Annotated in this window: 19 protein-coding genes, 1 tRNA gene and 1 pseudogene; 9 read left to right on the forward strand and 12 right to left on the reverse strand. The window is 59.6% G+C overall.

Translation table 11 applies throughout. The features are described from left to right. Window positions 1-6: 6 nt before the first annotated feature. On the reverse strand, window positions 7-1,491 hold the full coding sequence (locus QMX89_RS06480; RefSeq protein ID WP_282347527.1) for an ATPase domain-containing protein: 1,485 nt from the start codon (window positions 1,489-1,491) through the stop codon (window positions 7-9). Then, window positions 1,488-1,922 carry a hypothetical protein gene (locus QMX89_RS06485; protein ID WP_049862110.1) on the reverse strand — a complete coding sequence of 145 codons (435 nt, stop codon included), beginning with the start codon at window positions 1,920-1,922 and terminating at the stop codon, window positions 1,488-1,490. The genes QMX89_RS06480 and QMX89_RS06485 overlap by 4 nt, the downstream gene beginning before the upstream one ends. A 416-nt stretch (window positions 1,923-2,338) precedes the next feature. Here QMX89_RS06485 and QMX89_RS06490 point away from each other — a divergent pair, with 416 nt between their 5' ends. After that, a complete protein-coding gene (locus QMX89_RS06490) occupies window positions 2,339-3,904 on the forward strand; it encodes a sensor domain-containing diguanylate cyclase (protein ID WP_282347528.1) in 1,566 nt (521 codons plus the stop codon). Between the two features lie 44 nt (window positions 3,905-3,948). Here QMX89_RS06490 and QMX89_RS06495 read toward each other — a convergent pair whose 3' ends face one another. Continuing rightward, the gene (locus QMX89_RS06495; protein WP_282347559.1) at window positions 3,949-5,937 is read right to left on the reverse strand and encodes a methyl-accepting chemotaxis protein; all 1,989 of its coding nucleotides are present in this window, start codon (window positions 5,935-5,937) and stop codon (window positions 3,949-3,951) included. A 154-nt stretch (window positions 5,938-6,091) separates the two neighbouring features. Here QMX89_RS06495 and QMX89_RS06500 point away from each other — a divergent pair. The 4 genes and pseudogenes from QMX89_RS06500 to QMX89_RS06515 form a co-directional block, all read left to right on the forward strand. After that, window positions 6,092-6,262: pseudogene (locus QMX89_RS06500) on the forward strand (isochorismatase family protein); the annotation flags it as partial. A gap of 91 nt (window positions 6,263-6,353) precedes the next feature. Continuing rightward, the gene (locus QMX89_RS06505; protein ID WP_192067679.1) at window positions 6,354-6,632 is read left to right on the forward strand and encodes a type II toxin-antitoxin system RelE/ParE family toxin; all 279 of its coding nucleotides are present in this window, start codon (window positions 6,354-6,356) and stop codon (window positions 6,630-6,632) included. 8 nt (window positions 6,633-6,640) lie between these two features. Further along, on the forward strand, window positions 6,641-6,940 hold the full coding sequence (locus QMX89_RS06510; RefSeq protein ID WP_043185531.1) for a HigA family addiction module antitoxin: 300 nt from the start codon (window positions 6,641-6,643) through the stop codon (window positions 6,938-6,940). Window positions 6,941-7,301: 361 nt separating this feature from the next. After that, complete coding sequence (locus QMX89_RS06515; RefSeq protein ID WP_282347529.1) at window positions 7,302-8,267, forward strand: DMT family transporter; 966 nt, start codon at window positions 7,302-7,304, stop codon at window positions 8,265-8,267. 14 nt (window positions 8,268-8,281) lie between these two features. Here QMX89_RS06515 and QMX89_RS06520 read toward each other — a convergent pair whose 3' ends face one another. Both QMX89_RS06520 and QMX89_RS06525 read right to left on the reverse strand, forming a co-directional pair. Beyond that, window positions 8,282-8,980, reverse strand: a complete 699-nt coding sequence (locus QMX89_RS06520) for an SDR family NAD(P)-dependent oxidoreductase (protein ID WP_282347530.1) — start codon at window positions 8,978-8,980, stop codon at window positions 8,282-8,284. 37 nt (window positions 8,981-9,017) lie between these two features. Beyond that, window positions 9,018-9,548, reverse strand: coding sequence for a helix-turn-helix domain-containing protein (locus QMX89_RS06525; RefSeq protein WP_049862114.1), 531 nt, complete (start codon window positions 9,546-9,548; stop codon window positions 9,018-9,020). A 203-nt stretch (window positions 9,549-9,751) separates the two neighbouring features. Here QMX89_RS06525 and QMX89_RS06530 point away from each other — a divergent pair, with 203 nt between their 5' ends. After that, window positions 9,752-10,372 (forward strand): methyltransferase, encoded by a 621-nt coding sequence (locus tag QMX89_RS06530; RefSeq protein WP_282347531.1) that lies wholly within the window; start codon window positions 9,752-9,754, stop codon window positions 10,370-10,372. A gap of 141 nt (window positions 10,373-10,513) precedes the next feature. Here the strand turns inward: QMX89_RS06530 and QMX89_RS06535 are convergent. Beyond that, a tRNA-Ser gene (locus QMX89_RS06535) sits at window positions 10,514-10,603 on the reverse strand. A gap of 212 nt (window positions 10,604-10,815) precedes the next feature. Between QMX89_RS06535 and QMX89_RS06540 the strand changes: the two genes are divergently transcribed. The 3 genes from QMX89_RS06540 (at window position 10,816) to QMX89_RS06550 (ending at window position 13,344) form a co-directional block, all read left to right on the forward strand. Continuing rightward, the gene (locus QMX89_RS06540) at window positions 10,816-11,505 is read left to right on the forward strand and encodes a crotonase/enoyl-CoA hydratase family protein (protein WP_282347532.1); all 690 of its coding nucleotides are present in this window, start codon (window positions 10,816-10,818) and stop codon (window positions 11,503-11,505) included. An 84-nt stretch (window positions 11,506-11,589) separates the two neighbouring features. Then, complete coding sequence (locus tag QMX89_RS06545) at window positions 11,590-12,312, forward strand: 1-acylglycerol-3-phosphate O-acyltransferase (protein ID WP_056843742.1); 723 nt, start codon at window positions 11,590-11,592, stop codon at window positions 12,310-12,312. Window positions 12,313-12,372: 60 nt separating this feature from the next. Then, window positions 12,373-13,344 (forward strand): magnesium and cobalt transport protein CorA, encoded by a 972-nt coding sequence (locus QMX89_RS06550; RefSeq protein ID WP_056843743.1) that lies wholly within the window; start codon window positions 12,373-12,375, stop codon window positions 13,342-13,344. A gap of 37 nt (window positions 13,345-13,381) precedes the next feature. Here QMX89_RS06550 and QMX89_RS06555 read toward each other — a convergent pair whose 3' ends face one another. The 6 genes from QMX89_RS06555 to QMX89_RS06580 all read right to left on the reverse strand — a co-directional run bounded on the left by QMX89_RS06555 (window position 13,382) and on the right by QMX89_RS06580 (window position 19,022). Continuing rightward, entirely contained in the window at window positions 13,382-14,107 is a 726-nt protein-coding gene (locus QMX89_RS06555) for an amidotransferase (protein ID WP_192067628.1), read from the reverse strand. A 537-nt stretch (window positions 14,108-14,644) separates the two neighbouring features. Beyond that, complete coding sequence (locus QMX89_RS06560; RefSeq protein WP_282347533.1) at window positions 14,645-15,478, reverse strand: transglutaminase family protein; 834 nt, start codon at window positions 15,476-15,478, stop codon at window positions 14,645-14,647. After that, window positions 15,475-16,425, reverse strand: a complete 951-nt coding sequence (locus tag QMX89_RS06565; protein ID WP_049862121.1) for an alpha-E domain-containing protein — start codon at window positions 16,423-16,425, stop codon at window positions 15,475-15,477. Before QMX89_RS06565 ends, QMX89_RS06560 begins: the two co-directional genes overlap by 4 nt. A gap of 12 nt (window positions 16,426-16,437) precedes the next feature. Next, window positions 16,438-17,847: a circularly permuted type 2 ATP-grasp protein gene (locus QMX89_RS06570; protein ID WP_049862122.1), complete on the reverse strand. Its 1,410-nt coding sequence runs from the start codon at window positions 17,845-17,847 to the stop codon at window positions 16,438-16,440. Window positions 17,848-18,223: 376 nt separating this feature from the next. After that, window positions 18,224-18,565, reverse strand: coding sequence for a ribonuclease E inhibitor RraB (locus QMX89_RS06575; RefSeq protein ID WP_049862123.1), 342 nt, complete (start codon window positions 18,563-18,565; stop codon window positions 18,224-18,226). Window positions 18,566-18,785: 220 nt separating this feature from the next. Beyond that, window positions 18,786-19,022 (reverse strand): hypothetical protein, encoded by a 237-nt coding sequence (locus QMX89_RS06580; protein ID WP_049862124.1) that lies wholly within the window; start codon window positions 19,020-19,022, stop codon window positions 18,786-18,788. Between the last annotated feature and the right edge of the window lie 91 nt (window positions 19,023-19,113).

The following is a 19,113-nucleotide window of genomic DNA, read 5'->3' on the forward strand; positions in this document are numbered from 1 at the left end:
GTGCTCTCATGAGATATCTTCTCCAGCAGGTGACGTCGAACAATGGCGTCGAGTCGGCCGGCCACCCAGCAGTCCCTCCTGGCCTTGGACCCTACCCCCGATTTGCAAGCCGTTGTCATCGATGCGATACATCCGCAGCTCGTCCGAATGCGCACTGGCCCTGACCTTGACCACGGCCATGATGCGCTGCAGACGACTGTCGACTTCGATATACCGCTGCACGATGATTGCATCGGTCAGAAACGCCGTTCCGTAAGGACTGAATCTGAGATCGTTGTAGCGATCTTCAAGCTCGGAGGTCATCAACACTGTGACCCCGGTCGAGGTGAGCGTACTGACCATGCGCGACAACGACTCGCGGAAATCCTCCCGGAAAGCCGGGGCAACGGCGAGTTCGAACCCTGACAACGAGTCGATGACCACCCGGGTCGCACCCAACCGCTGAATCTCACTGAACAGTTGCTGCACGATTTCATCGATGGACAGATCCGGCACGCGTCGATCGACTACGCCGACCTGATCGTTCTGGATCAGGCGAGTCAGTTCCGCGCTGCGCAGGTGGCTGGGCCGTTGTTCGAAGACCGCCATGACACCTTTCTCGCCACAACGCGCGCCTTCCTCGAGGAACGCCGCCGCCAGCAGGCTCTTGCCTGAACCCGAAGGGCCGGCAACCAACAGGGAGTAGCTCTGAGGAAGGCCACCGCCCAGCATCTCGTCCAGATGGGCCACGCCCATGCCCAATCGTTGCGCGACGCCACCCTGGAAGAGCGCATCGTTTTGCTGGTTGCCTACCGAGGCCGGTGGAAACACAGTGACGCCGCCCTGGCCGATACGGAACGTATGCAAACCCGGTAGCGTCGGTTGCCCGCGCATCTTCATGATTTCCATCTTGCGCACCATCGAGTTGCGCTGGACGCTTTGGCGAAGCCAGATCAATCCGTCGGCCACGGTGAAGATGGGGTTGCTGTCCAACTCGTTGAAGTACTCGCCCAGCAGAAACGTCGTGGCATGCCAGGTGGTCATCAACATGCCCAGCTGTTGCACGAACTGAGGCAGGTTGTTGTTCGGATTGCATTCCGTTTCGCTGGCCAACACCACCGACCGAAACGAATCCACGAACACCAATGCAGGGGAATGGGTTTCCACCTCGCTGACAATGCGTCGAAGGACCTCGTCCAGGTCACCGGCGAGGGTATCGTCTGCCAGGTTGACGTAGCGTATCGACGTATTGACCGCTTCCTCGTCGAAGAAATCGAACTGCTGCTGATAGCGCAGCATCTTGAGCGGCGGCTCGCCCAGCACGGTGAAGAAAATGGCCGGACGTTCAGGCGTCGCCAAGGCAAACATCATGTGATGCGCCAGCGTGGTTTTCCCGCATCCAGGTGGACCTGCGATCAGGTTGAACGAAAACTCGGGTAGCCCCCCGCCGAGGATTTCATCGAAGCCTGGCACGCCGGTCTTGAGGCGGTTGATGGTGACTTTGGTACTCATTGTGGTGTGTCCTGCGGAGCTGGGCCGCTCAGAAAATTTCCCCACACGTCCAGTAGCAATCGTGCAGCCAGTGATCGTCCGATCAGGGTGGCGAGGAGCTCGTAGAATGTCTTCAGCAATTGCTCGCTAAACATGACTGCATCGGTCTTTTCTTGCTCGCTCAGGAGTGAACGTAGTTGCGTCAGGTTCATCGCAGCAGCGAGTCCCTTGTATCTTTCTGCATAATCCGGATGCGTCGACATGCACAAGAAAAGGCTGCGACGGTATAAAGCAGCAACGCCTTTCGGCCCAATGATTGGCGTGAGGGTGGCATCGATATCCTCGAACATGGAAATGATCGCATCGGCGATTTGAAAATTGTCAACGAGGCTGCCAACCCGATGCGCCAAGGCTGCTGAGATCTTCTGGCTCGCTCCGGTTTCAGGTGACATGAGTGTAGATTCTGATAAATGTGTGTTAAGGGTACACCTTTCAGGCCACCAGAGTTGAATAAACGAATTCTATCTGATGAAAAGTCCCGACGGGTTGATTGCTGTTCGCATCGTTCTTGACATGTAACAACTTCAATACAAATTCCTATACAAGCTCTTCTACAGTTTAATCATGGCTGAACAACTTAGTGCACAGCGTCGTACTTCTAAATGATTGTACCGCCCACGCAATCATTAGCGGTACTGCATGACCCTATGGCACCGGGCGTTGGTCGACAGTACCGGTTTCAGGCGTATGCCAGGCAACACAAGGTCTTGCGCATGGCCATCCATTTCAATCAACCGCTCGCATGAACTCGGCCAATCGGTACGAAAACTGCATCGGTCCGGTTCGCCGCCAATCCTATGACATCAATATGAAATTACGTCACTTCACCCCCGCCAGACTTTCGCCGTCGTCGCTGACCAAAGCCTTGATCGGTTTCATTGCGCTGGTGTGCCTGTCCTTGATCCTGGCGACGGCCTGGCAAATGAACCTGTCCAGGCAGGAACGTGTGGCGACCGCCAAGGTGGCCGTGTCGAACGTCGTTCGTGCCGCTGAACAGCAAGCACAGGATACGGTGCGCCAGGCCGACAATACCCTGCGCGACCTTGTGGAACGCGTGGAGCACGACGGCCTGGCCATTGGTGAGCGAGATCGCCTCGCAAAGCTGATGGCTCAGGACGTGGCGGACATGGAAGCCATACAGGGGCTTTTCATCTACGACGCCCAAGGCAACTGGATAGTCAATTCGTTCTCCCAAGGACTGCAAAGCAACGACAACAGTGATCGACCGTATTTCATCTATCACCGCGACCATTCGGACAGGTCGGTTCAAATCGGCTCCATCGTGAAAAGTCGCCTCACCGGTGACATGGTCATCCCGATCAGCCGACGCATCGATGGTCCGGACGGCAGTTTTGCCGGCGTGGTACTGGCCACTGTGCCCGTGGCTTATTTCCAGAACTTCTTCGAGCGAATGGACGTAGACGACCAGGGCGTTATTTTCCTGGCACTCAACAACGGCGATCTGCTGGCTCGACGCCCGACCCTGACCGCGCTGATGACCACCAATCTGGCCAAAGGCGAGATTTTCTCGCGCTACCTTCCCCAGAGCAACAGCGGTATTGCGGTGACCAAATCGCTGGTGGATGGCGTGGAAAGGATCTATGCCTACCGACGCGTTGCCGGCCTGCCCATGGTCGCGGCTGCTGGCGTGTCCTCTCACCACGTATTCGCGCCCTGGTGGGCATATGCCTATCGATCGGTGGGGATACTGGCCCTGATCTGCCTGGCGCTGATCGTGTTGAGCGTATTGTTGTACAAGCAGATCCAGCAACTGATCACCGCGGAAAGCGAGTTGCAGAGCGCCCAGAACGAACTGGAGATCATCGCGCAGACCGACAGCCTGACGCACCTGGCCAATCGGCGCCGCTTCGACGTCGCTGTGCAACAGGAATGGGGACGGGCCAGCCGCAATCGGTCGACGCTCGCGATCATCCTGTTGGACATCGATTGGTTCAAGCAATACAACGACCACTACGGGCATGTCCGGGGTGACGACTGCCTTGTGGAGGTGGCCAGCCTTATCGGCGCCGCCGTGCAGCGAGCGGGCGATCTTGCAGCGCGGTATGGTGGCGAAGAGTTTGTGATTCTCTTGCCCGAAACGGATTTCGCCGGCGCGCTCAGCGTGGCCGAAAAGGTCAGGCAGTCCATCGTCGATGCCCGCATAGCGCATTCTGCCAGCCCGCTGGGCAACGTCACGGTGAGTCTGGGCGTGGTGGCAATCACTGCGCCGAAACAAGACGCCTACACCGCGGCCCTGAAAGAGGCGGATCGGCTGCTTTATCGCGCCAAAAAACGAGGTCGAAACTGCGTCGAGGCCAACGAGCTGCTCGGTATGCAAGCAAGCAGCCCCTACACGACCAGCCCGGTGATCTGAATACTCGAGGATGCGGCCTGCCCCCACGGAGGCAGGCCCTACCTTTACACCTTGAAGCGTCGAACGACCGCGATGAGATTGGCGTTGGACGCGGCGAGTGCCGACGTGCTGCTCTCGCTCTGCGCGCCACCGGCGACCAATTCATCGACGATCTGGCGTACCGCTACCATGTTGCGGTTGATCTCTTCGCTGACGGCACTTTGCTCTTCAGCCGCCGTGGCTATCTGAGTGCTCAGGTCATTGATGCGCACCACCGACTCGGTCATCCCGTCCAAGCCTTCGTTGACCCTGGACGTCTTGTCGACCGTGGCCTGGCAACGCTCCTTGGTGTTCTCCATCGCCACCACTGCGGCACTCACACCGTGCTGCAGACGAGTGAGCATTTCGTTGATCTCCGAGGTGCTGGTCTGGGTACGCCCTGCAAGCGCCCTGACTTCATCCGCAACCACGGCAAAACCGCGACCCTGTTCGCCCGCCCGTGCCGCTTCGATTGCCGCGTTGAGCGCGAGCAGGTTGGTCTGCCCTGCAATATCGCCAATGACGCCGAGCACGGAGTTGATGCGTTGGGCATCGTGCTCCATCGCCCTAACCTTGCTGGTCGCCTCTTCCACCTCCGAAATCAGCTCGCGAACACTGCTGGACGCATCCTCCACCACTACCTTGGAATGGCGGGCCTTTTCGCTCGCGACCTGCGTCATGCTCGCCGTTTGCGCCGCATTACGGGCGACGTCATCAGCGGTCGAGCTCATTTCGGTGATGGCGGTCACGGCCTGATCGGTTTCGCTGGCGTGGCGAGTCAGGATGCTGTTGGTGCCACGGGACTGCCCGCGCAGTTGTTCGATCCCCTCGGCGATCAACGAAGAAGAGTCCGACACTTCTGTGATCATTTTCTGCAAATAGACGATAAAGCGGTTGATGGAGTGGCCCACCGCGCCCACTTCATCCTCGGCGCGGATCACGATGCGCTTGGTCAGGTCGGCATCACCCGCCGACAACGTATCGATATTGGTCTTGAGCACCGCCAAACGGTTCATCAGTTGCCTGAGGGCAAAGACGATCACCAGCAGCATGATGACCACCATCGGTATCTGCAGCATCGCCAGGGTCTTGAGCACATGGCTGCTCTGCGCCGTCAGCACCTCGGTGGGCTGCGCCACCGCCATCTTCCATGGCGTGCCTTCGACAGGCAGGAGGAACAGGGTGTACTCCTTGCCACTGCTGCCCGTGAACGTCGAGCGCGTGGCACCCTGGGTTTTCAGCAAGCCTTGCAAGGCCGCTGCGAAAGGATACTGGCCAGCCAGGTCGCCGAGGTTCTTGAGTACGATGTTGCCGGGGATCTCTGGTTGGTTGCTCAGGACCTTGCCGTCGCTTTCGACGATCATCAGCTCAGCGTTGATCTCGCGTTCTTTCTGGGCGATCAGGTCATTGAAGAAGCCCAGGGTCACGTCGACGGTCGCCACGCCATAGGCGGCGCCCTCCTTGGTGATGGCCATCGCGCAGTTGGTGCGCGGCTCGGGGCTGGCGTCATCCTGATAGGCCGCCGCCCAATTGCACTGCCCTGCGGGCGCCTTGAGCCCACCCAGATACCAGGACTGCTCGAAGTAATTCTGCGATTCCGGCGAGTTCCAGTGCGTGTTGACGATGAGCTTGCCGCTGGCATCTCGATGATAGAACGTACTGTGCTTGGCCCGGCCCTCGGTACGCTTGTTCGGCAGAGGCCAGATGCCACCGCCGAATACCTTCGACTCCCCGTACTGATTGACCATGCTGGGTAGCAGGCGGTCGATACTGTCGCTGTCCAGTTGCGGAACCGTTTCGGTGATCACGCGCTGCTGCGCCTGCACCCGTGCCAGTTCACCCTTGATCACGGCACTGATTTCCCCCGCTTCAGTAACCAGTTTGCGTTCATCGGTGCTCGTCAGGCTGGGCGTGATCAAGTAGTTGATACCGACCGCCGTGAGCACGGCGATCAGCAGCACGAAGCCGACGAAGGTAGCGGTATAGCGAGCTTGAATGGTCTGCAGCATAGGGATGCATCCGCGATGTTTGGAATTGTTGGTCTTGTAAGACTTTATCGGCGCGGAGTGCTGCTGCATGAGGGCCAGTTTTCAGAAATACCCTGGTGTCGAAAGTGTTCTACCGAATGATTGCGCAAGAACCCATGAGGGTTTGTAGGCGCCCACTATTGTCAAGGCGATCAAGGCCACGGGCCGCAAGCAGATCATCATCGCCGGCGTGGTTACCGATGTGTGCGTGGCGCTCCCGACCTTGTCGGCGCTGGTTGAAGGTTTCGAGGTGTTCGTGGTCACCGATGCCTCCGGTACTTTCAATACCACCGTGCAACAGGCTGCCTGGGCCCGCAGGAGCACCTGCTCAGTCAACGATCACTTGAATATAACGATGAAGGGCGTACACTCGACCTTAACGAATAACGTTAAGCATTCAAGCCATGATCCGAAGCTTTGCATGTGCCGACACGGAAGCGCTTTTCACCACTGGCAGAACCAGGCGCTGGCCCGACATCAAGCAAGTCGCAGAGCGAAAACTGGCTGCACTGGATGCGGCAAACGAGCTTCGAGACTTGCGGTCACCGCCTGGAAATCGACTTCACTCCCTGGAGGGTGACAGACGGGGACAGCACAGCATTAGTATCAACATGCAATGGCGAATCTGTTTCACGTGGACCGAAAGCGGCCCCGAAAACGTTGAAATTGTCGATTATCACTGAGGTGCATCATGTTCAAGAATGGCATGCGACCGGTACATCCTGGCGAGGTTCTTCGCGAGGACTTCCAGAGCGAGATGGGCTTTAGCGCTGCTGCCTTGGCCCGTGCTTTGAATGTCTCCACGCCCACCGTAAATAACATATTACTTGAGCGCGGCGGCGTTTCTGCTGACATGGCTTTGCGCTTGGCCATCTGCCTGGATACAACTCCAGAGTTCTGGCTCAACCTACAAACAGCGTACGAGCTACGCAAGGCTGAGCAAGAGCACGGAGATGAGATCGCCGCTGCGGTACATCGCCTGGTTGCCTGAGCGCGAACTCATTGCCCGCCGAGTGTGGGCGTTTTGCGCATAACCTTACGCAAGATACGGATTGTCGATAAAGCCCGACATAAACCAGATCCCCGGACCGCAAGCCTGTAGATCTGGTTTTTTTATTCCGGCACATCTGTGCGCACCGTCATCAAGCATACGGACCTCGACCTACTTGTACGATGTCTTATCAGAGGGTATTACTGCACCTCCATAAAAATAAGATCATGGAGATCGCCCGGATGGACTCATCGCTGCCTGCCTGCCCCGAAACCTTTTCGATTGAACGCGAACACGCCAGTGGCCCGTGTGTTCTGCGCGAAGAAAACACCTCTTGCGTCGTCGAATTGTGGGTCACCCCATGAACGCACCTACCGCACGCAACGTATCGCAGTTTCTTTCCGACCCTAAAATCGTATTGCTTCTGGCCACGCTGTGCTGTGCCCTGTGGGGCAGCTCTTATCCGGCGATCAAGAACGGTTACGAGATGCTCCAGATCGCTCCGCACGACGTGTCGTCCAAGCTCATTTTCGCCGGCTATCGTTTTCTGCTGGCCGGCCTGTGCCTGTTGCTGCTCGCCGCCACCATGGGCAAGCCGGTCTTGCGCCTGAGCCGACACACGTTTGGCCAAGTGGCCCTGCTGGGTATCCTGCAAACGGGCCTGCAATACGTGTTCTTCTACATCGGCCTGGCCTTTACCACGGGCCTGCGCGCGTCGATTCTGAATGCCACCACCACCTTTTTCAGTGTGCTGCTGGCGCACTTCGTCTATCAGAACGACAAGCTGTCCACGCGCAAAAGCGTGGGCTGCCTGCTCGGTTTTGCCGGTGTATTGACCGTCAACGCCGGCGTGGGTCCGCTCGATGCCTTGCCGTCGCTGCACGGTGAGGGCTTCATCGTGATCGCCGCGTTCGTGCTGTCGGCCGCGTCCATCTATGGGAAATACGTCTCCCACCGCATGGATGCGATGGTGATGACCGGTTGGCAACTGGCCATTGGCGGCATGGCTTTGCTCGTGGGCGGCTATGCCACTGGCGGCACTCTGGGTCACATGACACCAGCCTCCACCCTTTTGCTCGTTTACCTGGCCCTCCTGTCGGCGGTGGCATTCACGCTGTGGAGCCTGCTGCTCAAATACAATCCGGTTGGCAGGGTCAGCGTGTTCGCGTTTCTGGTGCCGGTATTCGGCGCCGCGCTCTCGGCACTGTTTCTGGGCGAGAGCATTTTCGAATGGAAGAACCTGGCCGCCTTGGTGCTCGTGTGCGCCGGTATCGCACTGGTGACACGGGCACAAATGCCCAGTGTCGTGGCATCCAAGGCGAGCTAGTAGGGAAGCAGTGGTTACCAGGGCTCGTGGAAGGGGCGTACCTCTGCTATGAACGACCACGCATCCTTTGGTTGATGAGCCAAGTGATGGACTTCGCCGGCGATCGACGCCGGGGAGATAAAGAAATCATCCGGGGCTTCGGGACGCAGTTCGCGCTGCCAAGGCACATCGATTACGGCATCGATAATCAGGTAGGCAACATGGATTCCCTTGGGCCCCAGGTCGCGGGCCAGGGACTCGGCCAGAATGCGTTGGGCTGCCTTGGTTGGCGCAAAACCTGCGAAGGCTGCTTTGCCACGCAGCGCAGAGGTATTGCCGGTGACGATCAGAGCACCCCGACCTGCTTCGATCATGGCCGGTGTCGTCAGTCGTGCCAGGTGAAAGAGCGCCATGGTGTTGATCTCGAAGTTGCGCTGCAAGACGTCTGCATCGACCTCGGTGAATGTGCCGAAAGCCCCGCCTACCGCATTATGGATCACTACATCGGGATTTCCGATCCGCTGGATCGCACTCGCCAGGTCCTCGTGATTGGTCACGTCGCAGGGGGCCGCGATGGAATGTGGGATCTCGCGTTCCAACTGCGCCAGTCTTTCCGCATTTCTCGCCAGCATGGCCACGCGATAACCCGATTCGGCGAAGCGTCGGGCAATCGCCGCTCCCGTACCAGGGCCGACCCCGGTCACCAAGGCCAATGGCTTGTTCGAATTGCTCATGAGTAGCTCCTTTTGCAGGGAAGTGAAATGGGGGTGCTCAATGCTTCGGACTGTCGCTACGGGTGCCGATCAAGCCGCCCAAGACGGCCGCCGGGGTCACGGGTCGACGGGGTACAGACTCGCCACTCCCTACCCCAGGACCGAACTGGGCTCGCAAGTCGCCGGGGCCGAGCACGCGGCCGTCGTCGGCGCAGATGGACACTGGCCTGATACGTTTGCCGTTCTGGGAATCCGTGAAAACAATTCGCTCACCATCGGCGTGTGGCATGTGCTGCTCGCCCCATTGCGTCATGGCAACGAGGATCGGCTGCAGCGCTGCGCCCTTCTCTGAAAGCCGGTATTCCGGATGGCCCGGACCCTCTGATTTCTGAAGAACGCCCTCATCGACCAGCTTTTTCAATCTCAGGGTCAGCACGTTTCGTGAGATCCCCAGGCTCTTGTGAAACTGATCGAAACGGGTAAGACCGAAGAACGCATCCCTGATGATCAAAAGCGTCCAGTGCTCGCCAATCACCGACAGGGTTTGCGCAAGGGAGCAATTGAATTGCTCGAAGGATTTCAACTTCACCGGAGGGACCCTGGTTGATTTAGTCCTTTGATGCTACTAGGATCAGTCCTGTCAAACAACTAAATCAAATGGAAGTATGTTCTATGCCGTGTACTACGCTTGAGTCGCTGGTCATTGGTAGCCACCGAAGCCCAGACAACATCGCACGCAATGCCGCACGCCATCCGCTTGAAACGCTGGAGTTTTTCGGTCTGCAACCGGACATGACCGTGCTGGAAATACTGCCGGGCAAAGGTTGGTACACAGAGATTCTGGCGCCCTATCTGGCCGAGAATGGCCGGCTGTATGCGGCGCATTTCTCACCCGATGGCGTCGAGTCGTACATGCCCGTAATTCTGGAGATGTTCGAGGATCGGCTGGTCAACGAGCCTGAAACCTTCGGCAAGGTCATCGTTCGGCATATCAACCCGCCAAGGGAGATCAGTGTGGCGCCTGCCGGGAAGGCTGACTTGGCGATGACCTTTCGTAACGTGCACAACTGGATAATGGCGGGCCAGGAGCATGAGTATTTCGCCGCGTTCTTCAAGGCGGTCAAACCCGGAGGCATCTTTGGCGTCGAGGAACACAGGGCTCCAGAACATGCTGACATGCACAGCATGCGCACCACGGGTTATGTGACGCAAGCGTACGTGATCGAGCTGGCCGAGCGCGCCGGTTTCGTTCTCGAGGCCAAGAGCGAGATCAATGCCAATCCCAAGGACACAAAGGATCATCCCAAGGGGATATGGTCCCTCCCGCCGTTGCTCATGTCAGGTGACGTCGAGAAATACCAGGCGATTGGCGAGAGCGATCGAATGACCTTGAGGTTTCGCAAACCGCAGTGATGATTCGTGCGTTGAACGGGGCCGCAGTCGTAGCGGTCCTGGGTCTGCATTCTTCGCCATGGGAATAACCTGAATCATTTCCCTGGAAACCAAAAAACCCCGAAACGCTAAGCGCTCCGGGGGTTTCTGACGTATCGAATATGGCGGTGAAGAAGGGATTCGAACCCTTGATACAGTTTCCTGTATACACACTTTCCAGGCGTGCTCCTTCAGCCACTCGGACACTTCACCGTTTCTCTGCAAACCTGTTCGGTCTGTCGAGGCGCGCTAATGTAGTCGAAAGCGCTCGTGATGGCAAAGCTTTTTTGCAAGATTTTCATGCGCTTAAGCAAAGCCCTGGATTTCTTCGCAGGTGCTGGCGTGACTGGTCAGTCAGTCACGGCGCTTTACCCGGCCGACAAGGCTGGGTAACGTCGGCGCCACAACATGATAAGGAATAGCGCATGAACGAGCTGGTCGATTACCGATTCGAGGACGGCATTGCCACCTTGACCCTGAACAACGGCAAGGTGAATGCCATCTCGCCCGAGGTCATTGCGGCGTTGAACGACGCTCTGGACCAGGCCGTGCAGGCGCGTGCGGTGGTGATCATCACCGGGCAGGCCGGTATTCTCTCGGCCGGCTACGACCTCAAGGTCATGACCTCGAGCCCGCAGAATGCGATCAGCCTGGTCACCCAGGGCTCTACCCTCGCCCGCCGGCTGTTGAGCCACCCGTTTCCGGTCATCGTCGCCTGCCCGGGGCACGCGGTGGCCAAGGGTGCGTTCCTGCTGCTGTCGGCCGATTACCGGATCGGTGTCGAGGGGCCTTTCCATATTGGTCTGAACGAGGTGCAGATCGGCATGACCATGCACCATGCCGGCATCGAGCTGGCGCGGGATCGCCTGGGACGTGCGGCCTTCGAGCGCTCGGTGATCGGCGCGGAAATGTTCGACCCGGCCGGCGCGCTGCAGGCCGGTTTTCTCGATCAGATCGTCGCGCCCGAGCAGTTGCAGGCAGCTGCGCTAACCGCCGCGCAGCGGTTACAGAAGCTGAACATGAAAGCTCACGCCAAGACCAAGCTCAAGGCACGTCGCGCGTTTCTGGAAACCCTCGACGAAGCGATCCTGCTCGATCAGGAGCAAGGCTTCTGACAGCGACCGGCACGCCAGACCCGCAATTGCCGATAGGGGTGCACGACCGTACACTGATGGTTTCCGTTGAAGGTATTGCGCAGGATGCTCTACGCCGTTCGTCTCGTGTTGTTGGGGCTGCATTTCATTGCAGTGGGTGTGCTGGGATTGTTGCTCGGGCTGTGTCGACCGTTTCATCCCGACAACACCCGGTTGTTTGCCAGGCTCTATTCACTGCCCGCCAGACGGGTGCTGGGTGTAAAGGTCGAGGCGCAAGTGGATTCGCTGAACGCGCAGCCGCCCGGTTTCGTCATGGTTGCCAATCATCAGTCCAACTACGACCTGTTCCTGCTCGGCGGTATCGTGCCGCCGCGCACGGTGGCGGTCGGCAAGAAGAGCCTGGGGCTGATCCCGCTGTTCGGTCAGTTGTTCTGGCTGGGCGGCAACATCCTGGTCAATCGCGAGAACGCCCGAGAGGCTCGCCGCTCGTTGCAGCTCACGTCGAAAACCCTGCGTGACCGAAGCACCTCCATCTGGATCTTTCCCGAAGGCACCCGCAACGGCACCGATGAACTGCTGCCATTCAAGAAAGGCGCCTTTCACATGGCCATCGATGCCGGCGTGCCTATCGTCCCGGTGTGCATCAGCCGCTATCGGCGCACCCTGCGCCTGGGCCGCTGGCGCAGTGGCCAGGTGCGTGTGCGGGCGCTGGCGCCCATCGCCACCCAAGGCCTGACGCACAAGGACACCGCCGAGCTGCTGCAACGCTGCCGCGCCCAGATGCAGCAGACGATCGATGAACTGGACCACGAACTGCGCCGCGCCTAGACACTCCTATCCACAGCGGGCCCATACCGGGCCGCCCCGCCAATCGAAGAAGTGAACATCATGGGCCGAGTGGTCGCCGCCGCCGTATACAGCGCGGGCAAGAAGATTACCGATATCAACCTCGACGAAGGCGCGCAGTGGGCACGGCGCCCGGGGCATTTCGTGTGGATCGGCCTGGAGCAGCCCAGCGCCGAGCAGATGAGCCAGTTGCAGAAGCAGTTCGACCTGCACGAACTGGCCATCGAAGACGCCCTGGAGGTGCACAGCCGGCCCAAGCTGGAGACCTTCGGCGATGCGCTGTTCATCGTCACTTACTCGCCCATTCGCCGCGACGACAAGGTGGAGTTCGTCGAGACCCATATCTTCGCCGGGCGTGGCTACATCATCACCTGCCGCAATGGCCATTCGGCGTCCTATGCCTCGGTGCGCAAGCGCTGCGAGGCCCGACCACTGCTGCTGGATCACGGTGAGGATTTCGTCCTCTATGCGCTACTGGACTTCGTGACCGAAAACTATCAGCCAGTCAGTGAGACCATCCACGCCGAGATCGAAGCACTGGAACGCAGGGTGCTCGGGGGTTCGCTCAACGAGGCCGACATCCAGCACCTGCACGGGCTGCGCCGCGAGCTGCTGCGCATGCGGCGCTACGTGGCGCCCATGGTCGAGATCAGCGAGGAGCTGCAACGGCTGGACTTCCCGTTCATCGACAAGAACATGCGCCCCTACTTCCGCGACGTGCAGATTCACGTCACGCGGCAGATGGAAGACCTGGGCACCATGAGCGACATCGCCACGCAAACCATCGAGATCGGCCTGCTGCTGGAGTCGTCGCGGCAAAGCATTACCCAGCGCAAGTTCGCCGCCTGGGCTGCGATACTGGCCTTCCCCACGGCCATTGCCGGCATCTACGGGATGAACTTCGAAAACATGCCCGAGCTGAGTTGGCACTACGGTTACTACATCGTGCTGGGTGTGATCGTGTCCGGCTGCAGCGGTTTGTTCGCCGGCTTCAAGCGCGCCGGCTGGCTGTAGCCAGACGCGCAGAGCCATTACCGCATCCGGTTCCCCTTCACTGGGCGGGCTGGGTACCCTGCGCCACGAAACGCATCATCCACTCCGCGACGGTGATGCCGTGATGATCGCGGTCGAGGCTGGCAATGGCTTGCTGGTACACCGGCTCGCCCAGGTGCTGCTGACGGATGTCGAGCAGCGCGCGGGAGTAGTCGTGGATGAACTCCGGATGACCCTGGAAGCACAGCACCTGATCACCGATCTGGTAGGCCGCGAATGGGCAGAATTCGCTCGACGCCACCACCGAGGCGTCCTTGGGCAGCGAAGTCACTTGATCTTGATGGCTGATGAGCAAGGTCAGGGTCTCGATTTCCGGCGTCATCCAGGGCGCGCGATTGGCCAGGCTGTACTCGTGGGTTCCCACGCCCCAGCCTTGGGTGGCGCGCTCGGCCTTGCCGCCCAACAGGAGCGCCAGCAGCTGATGACCGAAGCAGATGCCCAGCAGCTTGTCGCCACGCTGGTAGCGCTCCAGCAAGAACGCCTTCAGCGTCTCGATCCAGGGGTCGGTGGCAAACGAGTCCGCTTTGCTGCCCGTCACCAGATACGCGTCGTACTGGGCATCGGCAGGCGGATACTCGCCATTCATCACGTTGAACACGGTGAACCGGGCAGGAATGGGTTGGCTGGCAAACAGCCTTTCGAACATGCGTCCATAGCCATGGTATTGCTCGACCAGTTCGGGCCGCAGGACGTCGGTTTCCAGAATGCAGATGTTGAGGGTCATAGGTCACTCGAAGAAGAGGGAACGCAGGTGACAAGCCTGCCCGTTAATCGATTCCGCTGGCAAGTGAAGCCGCTTCGAATTTAGCCGATGAACGGTAGATTGCCTCTGCAGACGGGCATTCCCGGTCTTGGCTGTCTAGCCCGGCATGTTCGAATTTAGCGGAAGAGTTCCTTAGTCGAACTCGATTCGAAAAACCCGTTGAATTGCAGCAAAGCGTTCTAAGCCGCGCCAATCAAGGGTTCTAAGGTAAAAGCATGACTATTGATGCCGCCGATTGGGTGCATCGAGTCGTGGGGGTGCACCTTTTCGCCAAGCTCAACCCAGGTTGTAGCACGCGTTGGCGCCAGGAAGAACATAACTCATAGGCAGTCTGCCATGTTCAAACATCCGAAAATCCGTCAGGCCGGACTCATCGTGTTCACCATGACCCTGGTACTGATCCTGCCCAATCTGGGCAGGTTGTTCAGTTGAACGGTGGGAGCCAGGCATGAAACCATCATCAGGCCCGCAGTCCCAGCGATGGCGCAGATTGAACGCCTAGCCTTGGGTCTGGCTCTGCGATTGGGGCTGGACAGCCACGCTGACGACGGGCGCACTCGGCGCGACCAGGACCTTGGCGTGCATCTGTTCGAAACCGCCACCGCGACGCATGCCGCGTACCGGGCAGGCGTCCAGGTAATCCAGGCCAACCGCCAGCTTTAGATGACGTTCGGGCCGCGCGAGTTGGTTGGTCACGTCGAAACTGTACCAGGCGTCGTCCAGCCAGGCCTCGGCCCAAGCATGACTGGCCATGTGCTCGGTGTCCTCGGTGAACAGATAGCCAGACACATAGCGCGCCGGGATGCCGAGGCTGCGAGCGCAGGCAAGAAACGCGTGTGTGTGGTCCTGGCAGACTCCGGCACCGCTGGCAAAGGCCTGAGCGGCACTGGTGTCCACGGCCGTTGCGCCGCTGGTGTAGGCGATGCGCTGGTGCAGGCCCTGCATCAGGTCGATCAGGCCATTGCGGTCGCGCCGGGTGGGACACTGCTGGGCGGCGAAGGCACGCAGGGCATCGTCGGCGTCGGTCAGCCGAGTGAAGCGCAGGAACGGCAGAGGTGATTGCGTTTCGTGTTCGGCTTCACGGGTCTCATCGATTTCGACCTGGCCACGCGCGGCAATGATGATTGCATCGTGAGGGTCGTCCAGAGTCAGCACATGCAGGATGTTGCCGAACGGATCGAGCTGGGCCCGTACCGGACGCGGCAGGTCCAGTTGCCAGCTCAGGATGCGCTGGCGCTCGCTGTCGTGGGGTGTCAGCCTCAGGTACTGGATGCTGGCCCGCACCTCATCATCGTAGTGATAGGCGGTTTCGTGACTGATGTTGAGCCTCATACAGCCTCCAGATAGGAACTGTGAATCGCGTTACCCAGCTGGCGCACCAGTGGGATCTGTTCGTTCAACCACTCATGCAGGCCCTCGTCGAGGATCTCGCCGATGCCGGTATAGCGCAGACGCGCGTCCAGCTCGGCCGCCAGACGCTGGGCCGGACGGCCGTTGGCACCGGGCAGGTCGGCGAGGATCTGGTTGATCTCCTCGGTACAGGCGCGCAACGAGCGCGGCACGTCGGCACGCAGCAGCAACAGCTCTGCCACCGGCTTGGCCGCCGGCGCGTCGCGGTAGATCTCGGTGTAGGCTTCGAAACTCGACAACGCGCGCAACAGCGCGCTCCACTGGTAGTAGCCACGTGCCGAGCTGTCGTCGACCGAATAGGCTTCATCGCCAAGCATTTCGTAACGTGCATCGAGCAGACGCAGGGTGTTGTCGGCACGCTCGATGAAGGTACCCAGGCGGATGAAGCGGAAGGCGTCGTTGCGCATCAGGGTGCCATAGGTCGCTCCGCGAAACAGGTGGGCACGCTCCTTGACCCAGTCGCAGAAACGGCTCATGCCGTAGCGACCCACGCCCTGCTCGGCAATGCCACGGATCTCAAGCCAGGTGGAGTTGATGTTCTCCCACATGTCGGCGGTGATGCGTCCGCGCACCGCATGGGCGCTGGCACGCGCCGCCCCCAGGCAGCTGTAGATGCTGGCCGGGTTGGCCGGATCCAGGGCGAAGAAATGCAGCAGGCGTTCGGCGTGCAGCTTGCCGTGGCGCGCCAGGTAGTCTTCAAGGGTGCCGGTGATCAACAGCGGCATGGCGATTTCATCCAGGCCGTCACCCCGGCCGTCCTGGGGCATCAGCGACAGCGAATAGCTGACATCGAGCATGCGCGCCAGGTTTTCGACGCGCTCCAGATAGCGCGACATCCAATACAGATCAGAGGCAGTTCTACTTAGCATTGGCAGGCATCCTTAATCCTCGACCACCCAGGTGTCTTTGGTCCCGCCGCCCTGCGACGAATTCACCACCAGCGAGCCTTCACGCAAGGCCACGCGGGTCAGGCCGCCGGGCACCACGCGGGTTTCGCGGCCGGCGAGGACGAAGGGGCGAAGATCGATATGGCGTGGCGCTATGCCGTTCTCGACGAAGGTCGGGCAGGTCGACAACGACAACGTGGGCTGGGCGATGTAGGCATGGGGCCGGGCCTTGATGCGCGCCCGGAAGGTTTCGATTTCCGCGGCACTCGCACACGGGCCTACCAACATGCCATAACCACCCGAACCCTGGGTTTCCTTGACCACCAGATCCGGCAGATTGGCCAGCACGTGGGAAAGCTCCGAGGGCTTGCGGCACTGCCAGGTCGGCACGTTCTTGAGGATCGGCTCTTCGTCGAGGTAGAAGCGGATCATGTCGGTCACGAAGGGGTAGACCGACTTGTCGTCGGCTACGCCGGTGCCGATGGCATTGGCCAGCACCACGTTGCCGGAGCGATACGCAGCCAGCAGACCAGGCACGCCCAGCATGGAATCGGGGTTGAAGGCCAAGGGGTCGAGGAAGGCATCGTCCAGGCGGCGGTAGATCACGTCCACCGGCTTGGGTCCGTCGGTGGTGCGCATGAACACCTTGTCGTCACGCACGAACAGGTCCGCCCCTTCCACCAGCTCCACACCCATCTCGCGCGCCAGAAAGGCGTGCTCGAAGAACGCGCTGTTGAAGCGACCCGGCGTCAACACGACCACGCTGGGGTTGTCGATGGCGCTCGAGCTTTTCAGGGTGTCGAGCAGCAGATTGGGGTAGTGATCCACGGGTGCGATGCGCTGCGCCGCGAACAGCTCGGGGAACAGGCGCATCATCATCTTGCGGTCTTCGAGCATGTAGCTCACACCGCTGGGCGTGCGCAGGTTGTCTTCGAGTACGTAATAGGTGCCATCACCGTCGCGCACCAGGTCGACCCCGGAAATGTGCGAGTAGATGTCGCGGTGCAAGTCCAGGCCTTGCATCGCCAACTGATACTGCTCGTTGGCCAGTACCTGCTCGGCAGGAATGATGCCGGCCTTGATGATGCGCTGGTCGTGGTACAGGTCCGCCAGAAACATGTTCAGTGCCTTGACGCGCTGAATGCAGCCACGCTCCACGATCCGCCATTCGCTGGCAGGAATACTGCGCGGAATGGTGTCGAAAGGAATCAGCCGCTCAGTGCCCTGCTCGTCGCCGTACAAGGTGAAGGTGATACCGGCGCGATGAAACAACAAATCGGCCTCGCGTCGACGCTGGGCAAGCAATTCCTGCGGCGTCTCGGCCAACCAACGGGCGAACTCCCGGTAATGCGGGCGAACCTGGCCGTCGGCATCGTACATCTCATCATAATAGGTGCGGCTCATGCCGTACTCCTTGTCACCCGGACCCAAGAGCCTTCGCAAGGCCCGTGCCATCGGCATATGTGCCATTAAATCAAGTGCTTGGGATCCCTGATCGAGAACCGTGCACCGTTCTTGTGCGGCAATGTCCGAACGCCGATGACATACGCTTCATTGCGAAGCGGATTGTTCAAGCGGCTTGACTCTATGACCAGCATAGACAGAGTTGAATTCAATAGCTTGCGGCGTTAGCTGATAATTATTTCATCGAAACCGGCAAAAGCTTGGCGCTTGCTGGAATCCATCGAATTCCCATTCGCCGCTCCCTTGAGAGCGGCTTTTTTTTGCCTGTCATTCGGTGGGAAGCGTGAACCACCATGCCGCTGTGGTTCACTCCGGCTCAGGCCTGCGGACGCCTGACTTCGTGCTTGACGCCCCAGCCTTCGATCTCACCGCCCAGGGGTTCGACGACGGCTTCGAAATCCTGCTCGAATTCACCGATGCCACCGTGGGTGGCGTACATCAGTTTGCTCAATTCCAGGTGCCAGGCACCGTCGTCGCGCTCACTGATCTGGGCGTTGAGCGACTCGCCGCGAAACTTGCCGGCAGCCGTGCGCGCCCGGTCTTCATCGGGAAAGACCGCGTAGAACTCGATGGGATGGATGCGGGCGAAATCGAAGCCGCCCTCTTTCATGCGGCGTAGTACATTGCTGCTGATGTCTTCTTGATAGGTTGTGCTCATGAATCGTCTCCCTCAGCAATAACGACGGATAGACTTTCAGTACTTCCAGAACCTCCTCGGGACAAGGAATGGGTGCGGTGCGGCGTCAGTGACGCAGCGCCTGGAATCGAGCGTGTCGCAAGAAGCGGGATGCAAAGACGAGCAGCGAGATCCTCAAGGACCTCGAGCGCAGAGTAACGCGAAGGCCGGGCCTGTGCCAATGGCCCGGATCACTCGCGGTTCACACGACTTCGGTAATGGCAGTGATTTCCACGCTGTGCTGGGACTTGAGCGTCTTGGCGACCGGCGAGGCTACGGTATCGGGAAGGTTGACTTCATCCAGCTCGGCGGCGACCGGGTACAGCCTGGAGCGCACGAGGGTCGCCGCCTCTTCGATCGACGGGCAGGTGTCAGCATTGATCGCCATGCTGTCCAGTACGCCATCCTTGTTGAAGAAGCTGATTTTCCACTCTTTCATTGTTGTACATCTCCTCGACGCAATTCAGGCAGGAAGCTGCTGGATAAGCTCACTCAACGTTGACTCGCAACGCCCGGCATTCGTTCCGGAC

This window comes from Pseudomonas sp. PS01301, assembly GCF_029960215.1.
Lineage (GTDB): Bacteria > Pseudomonadota > Gammaproteobacteria > Pseudomonadales > Pseudomonadaceae > Aquipseudomonas > Aquipseudomonas coleopterorum.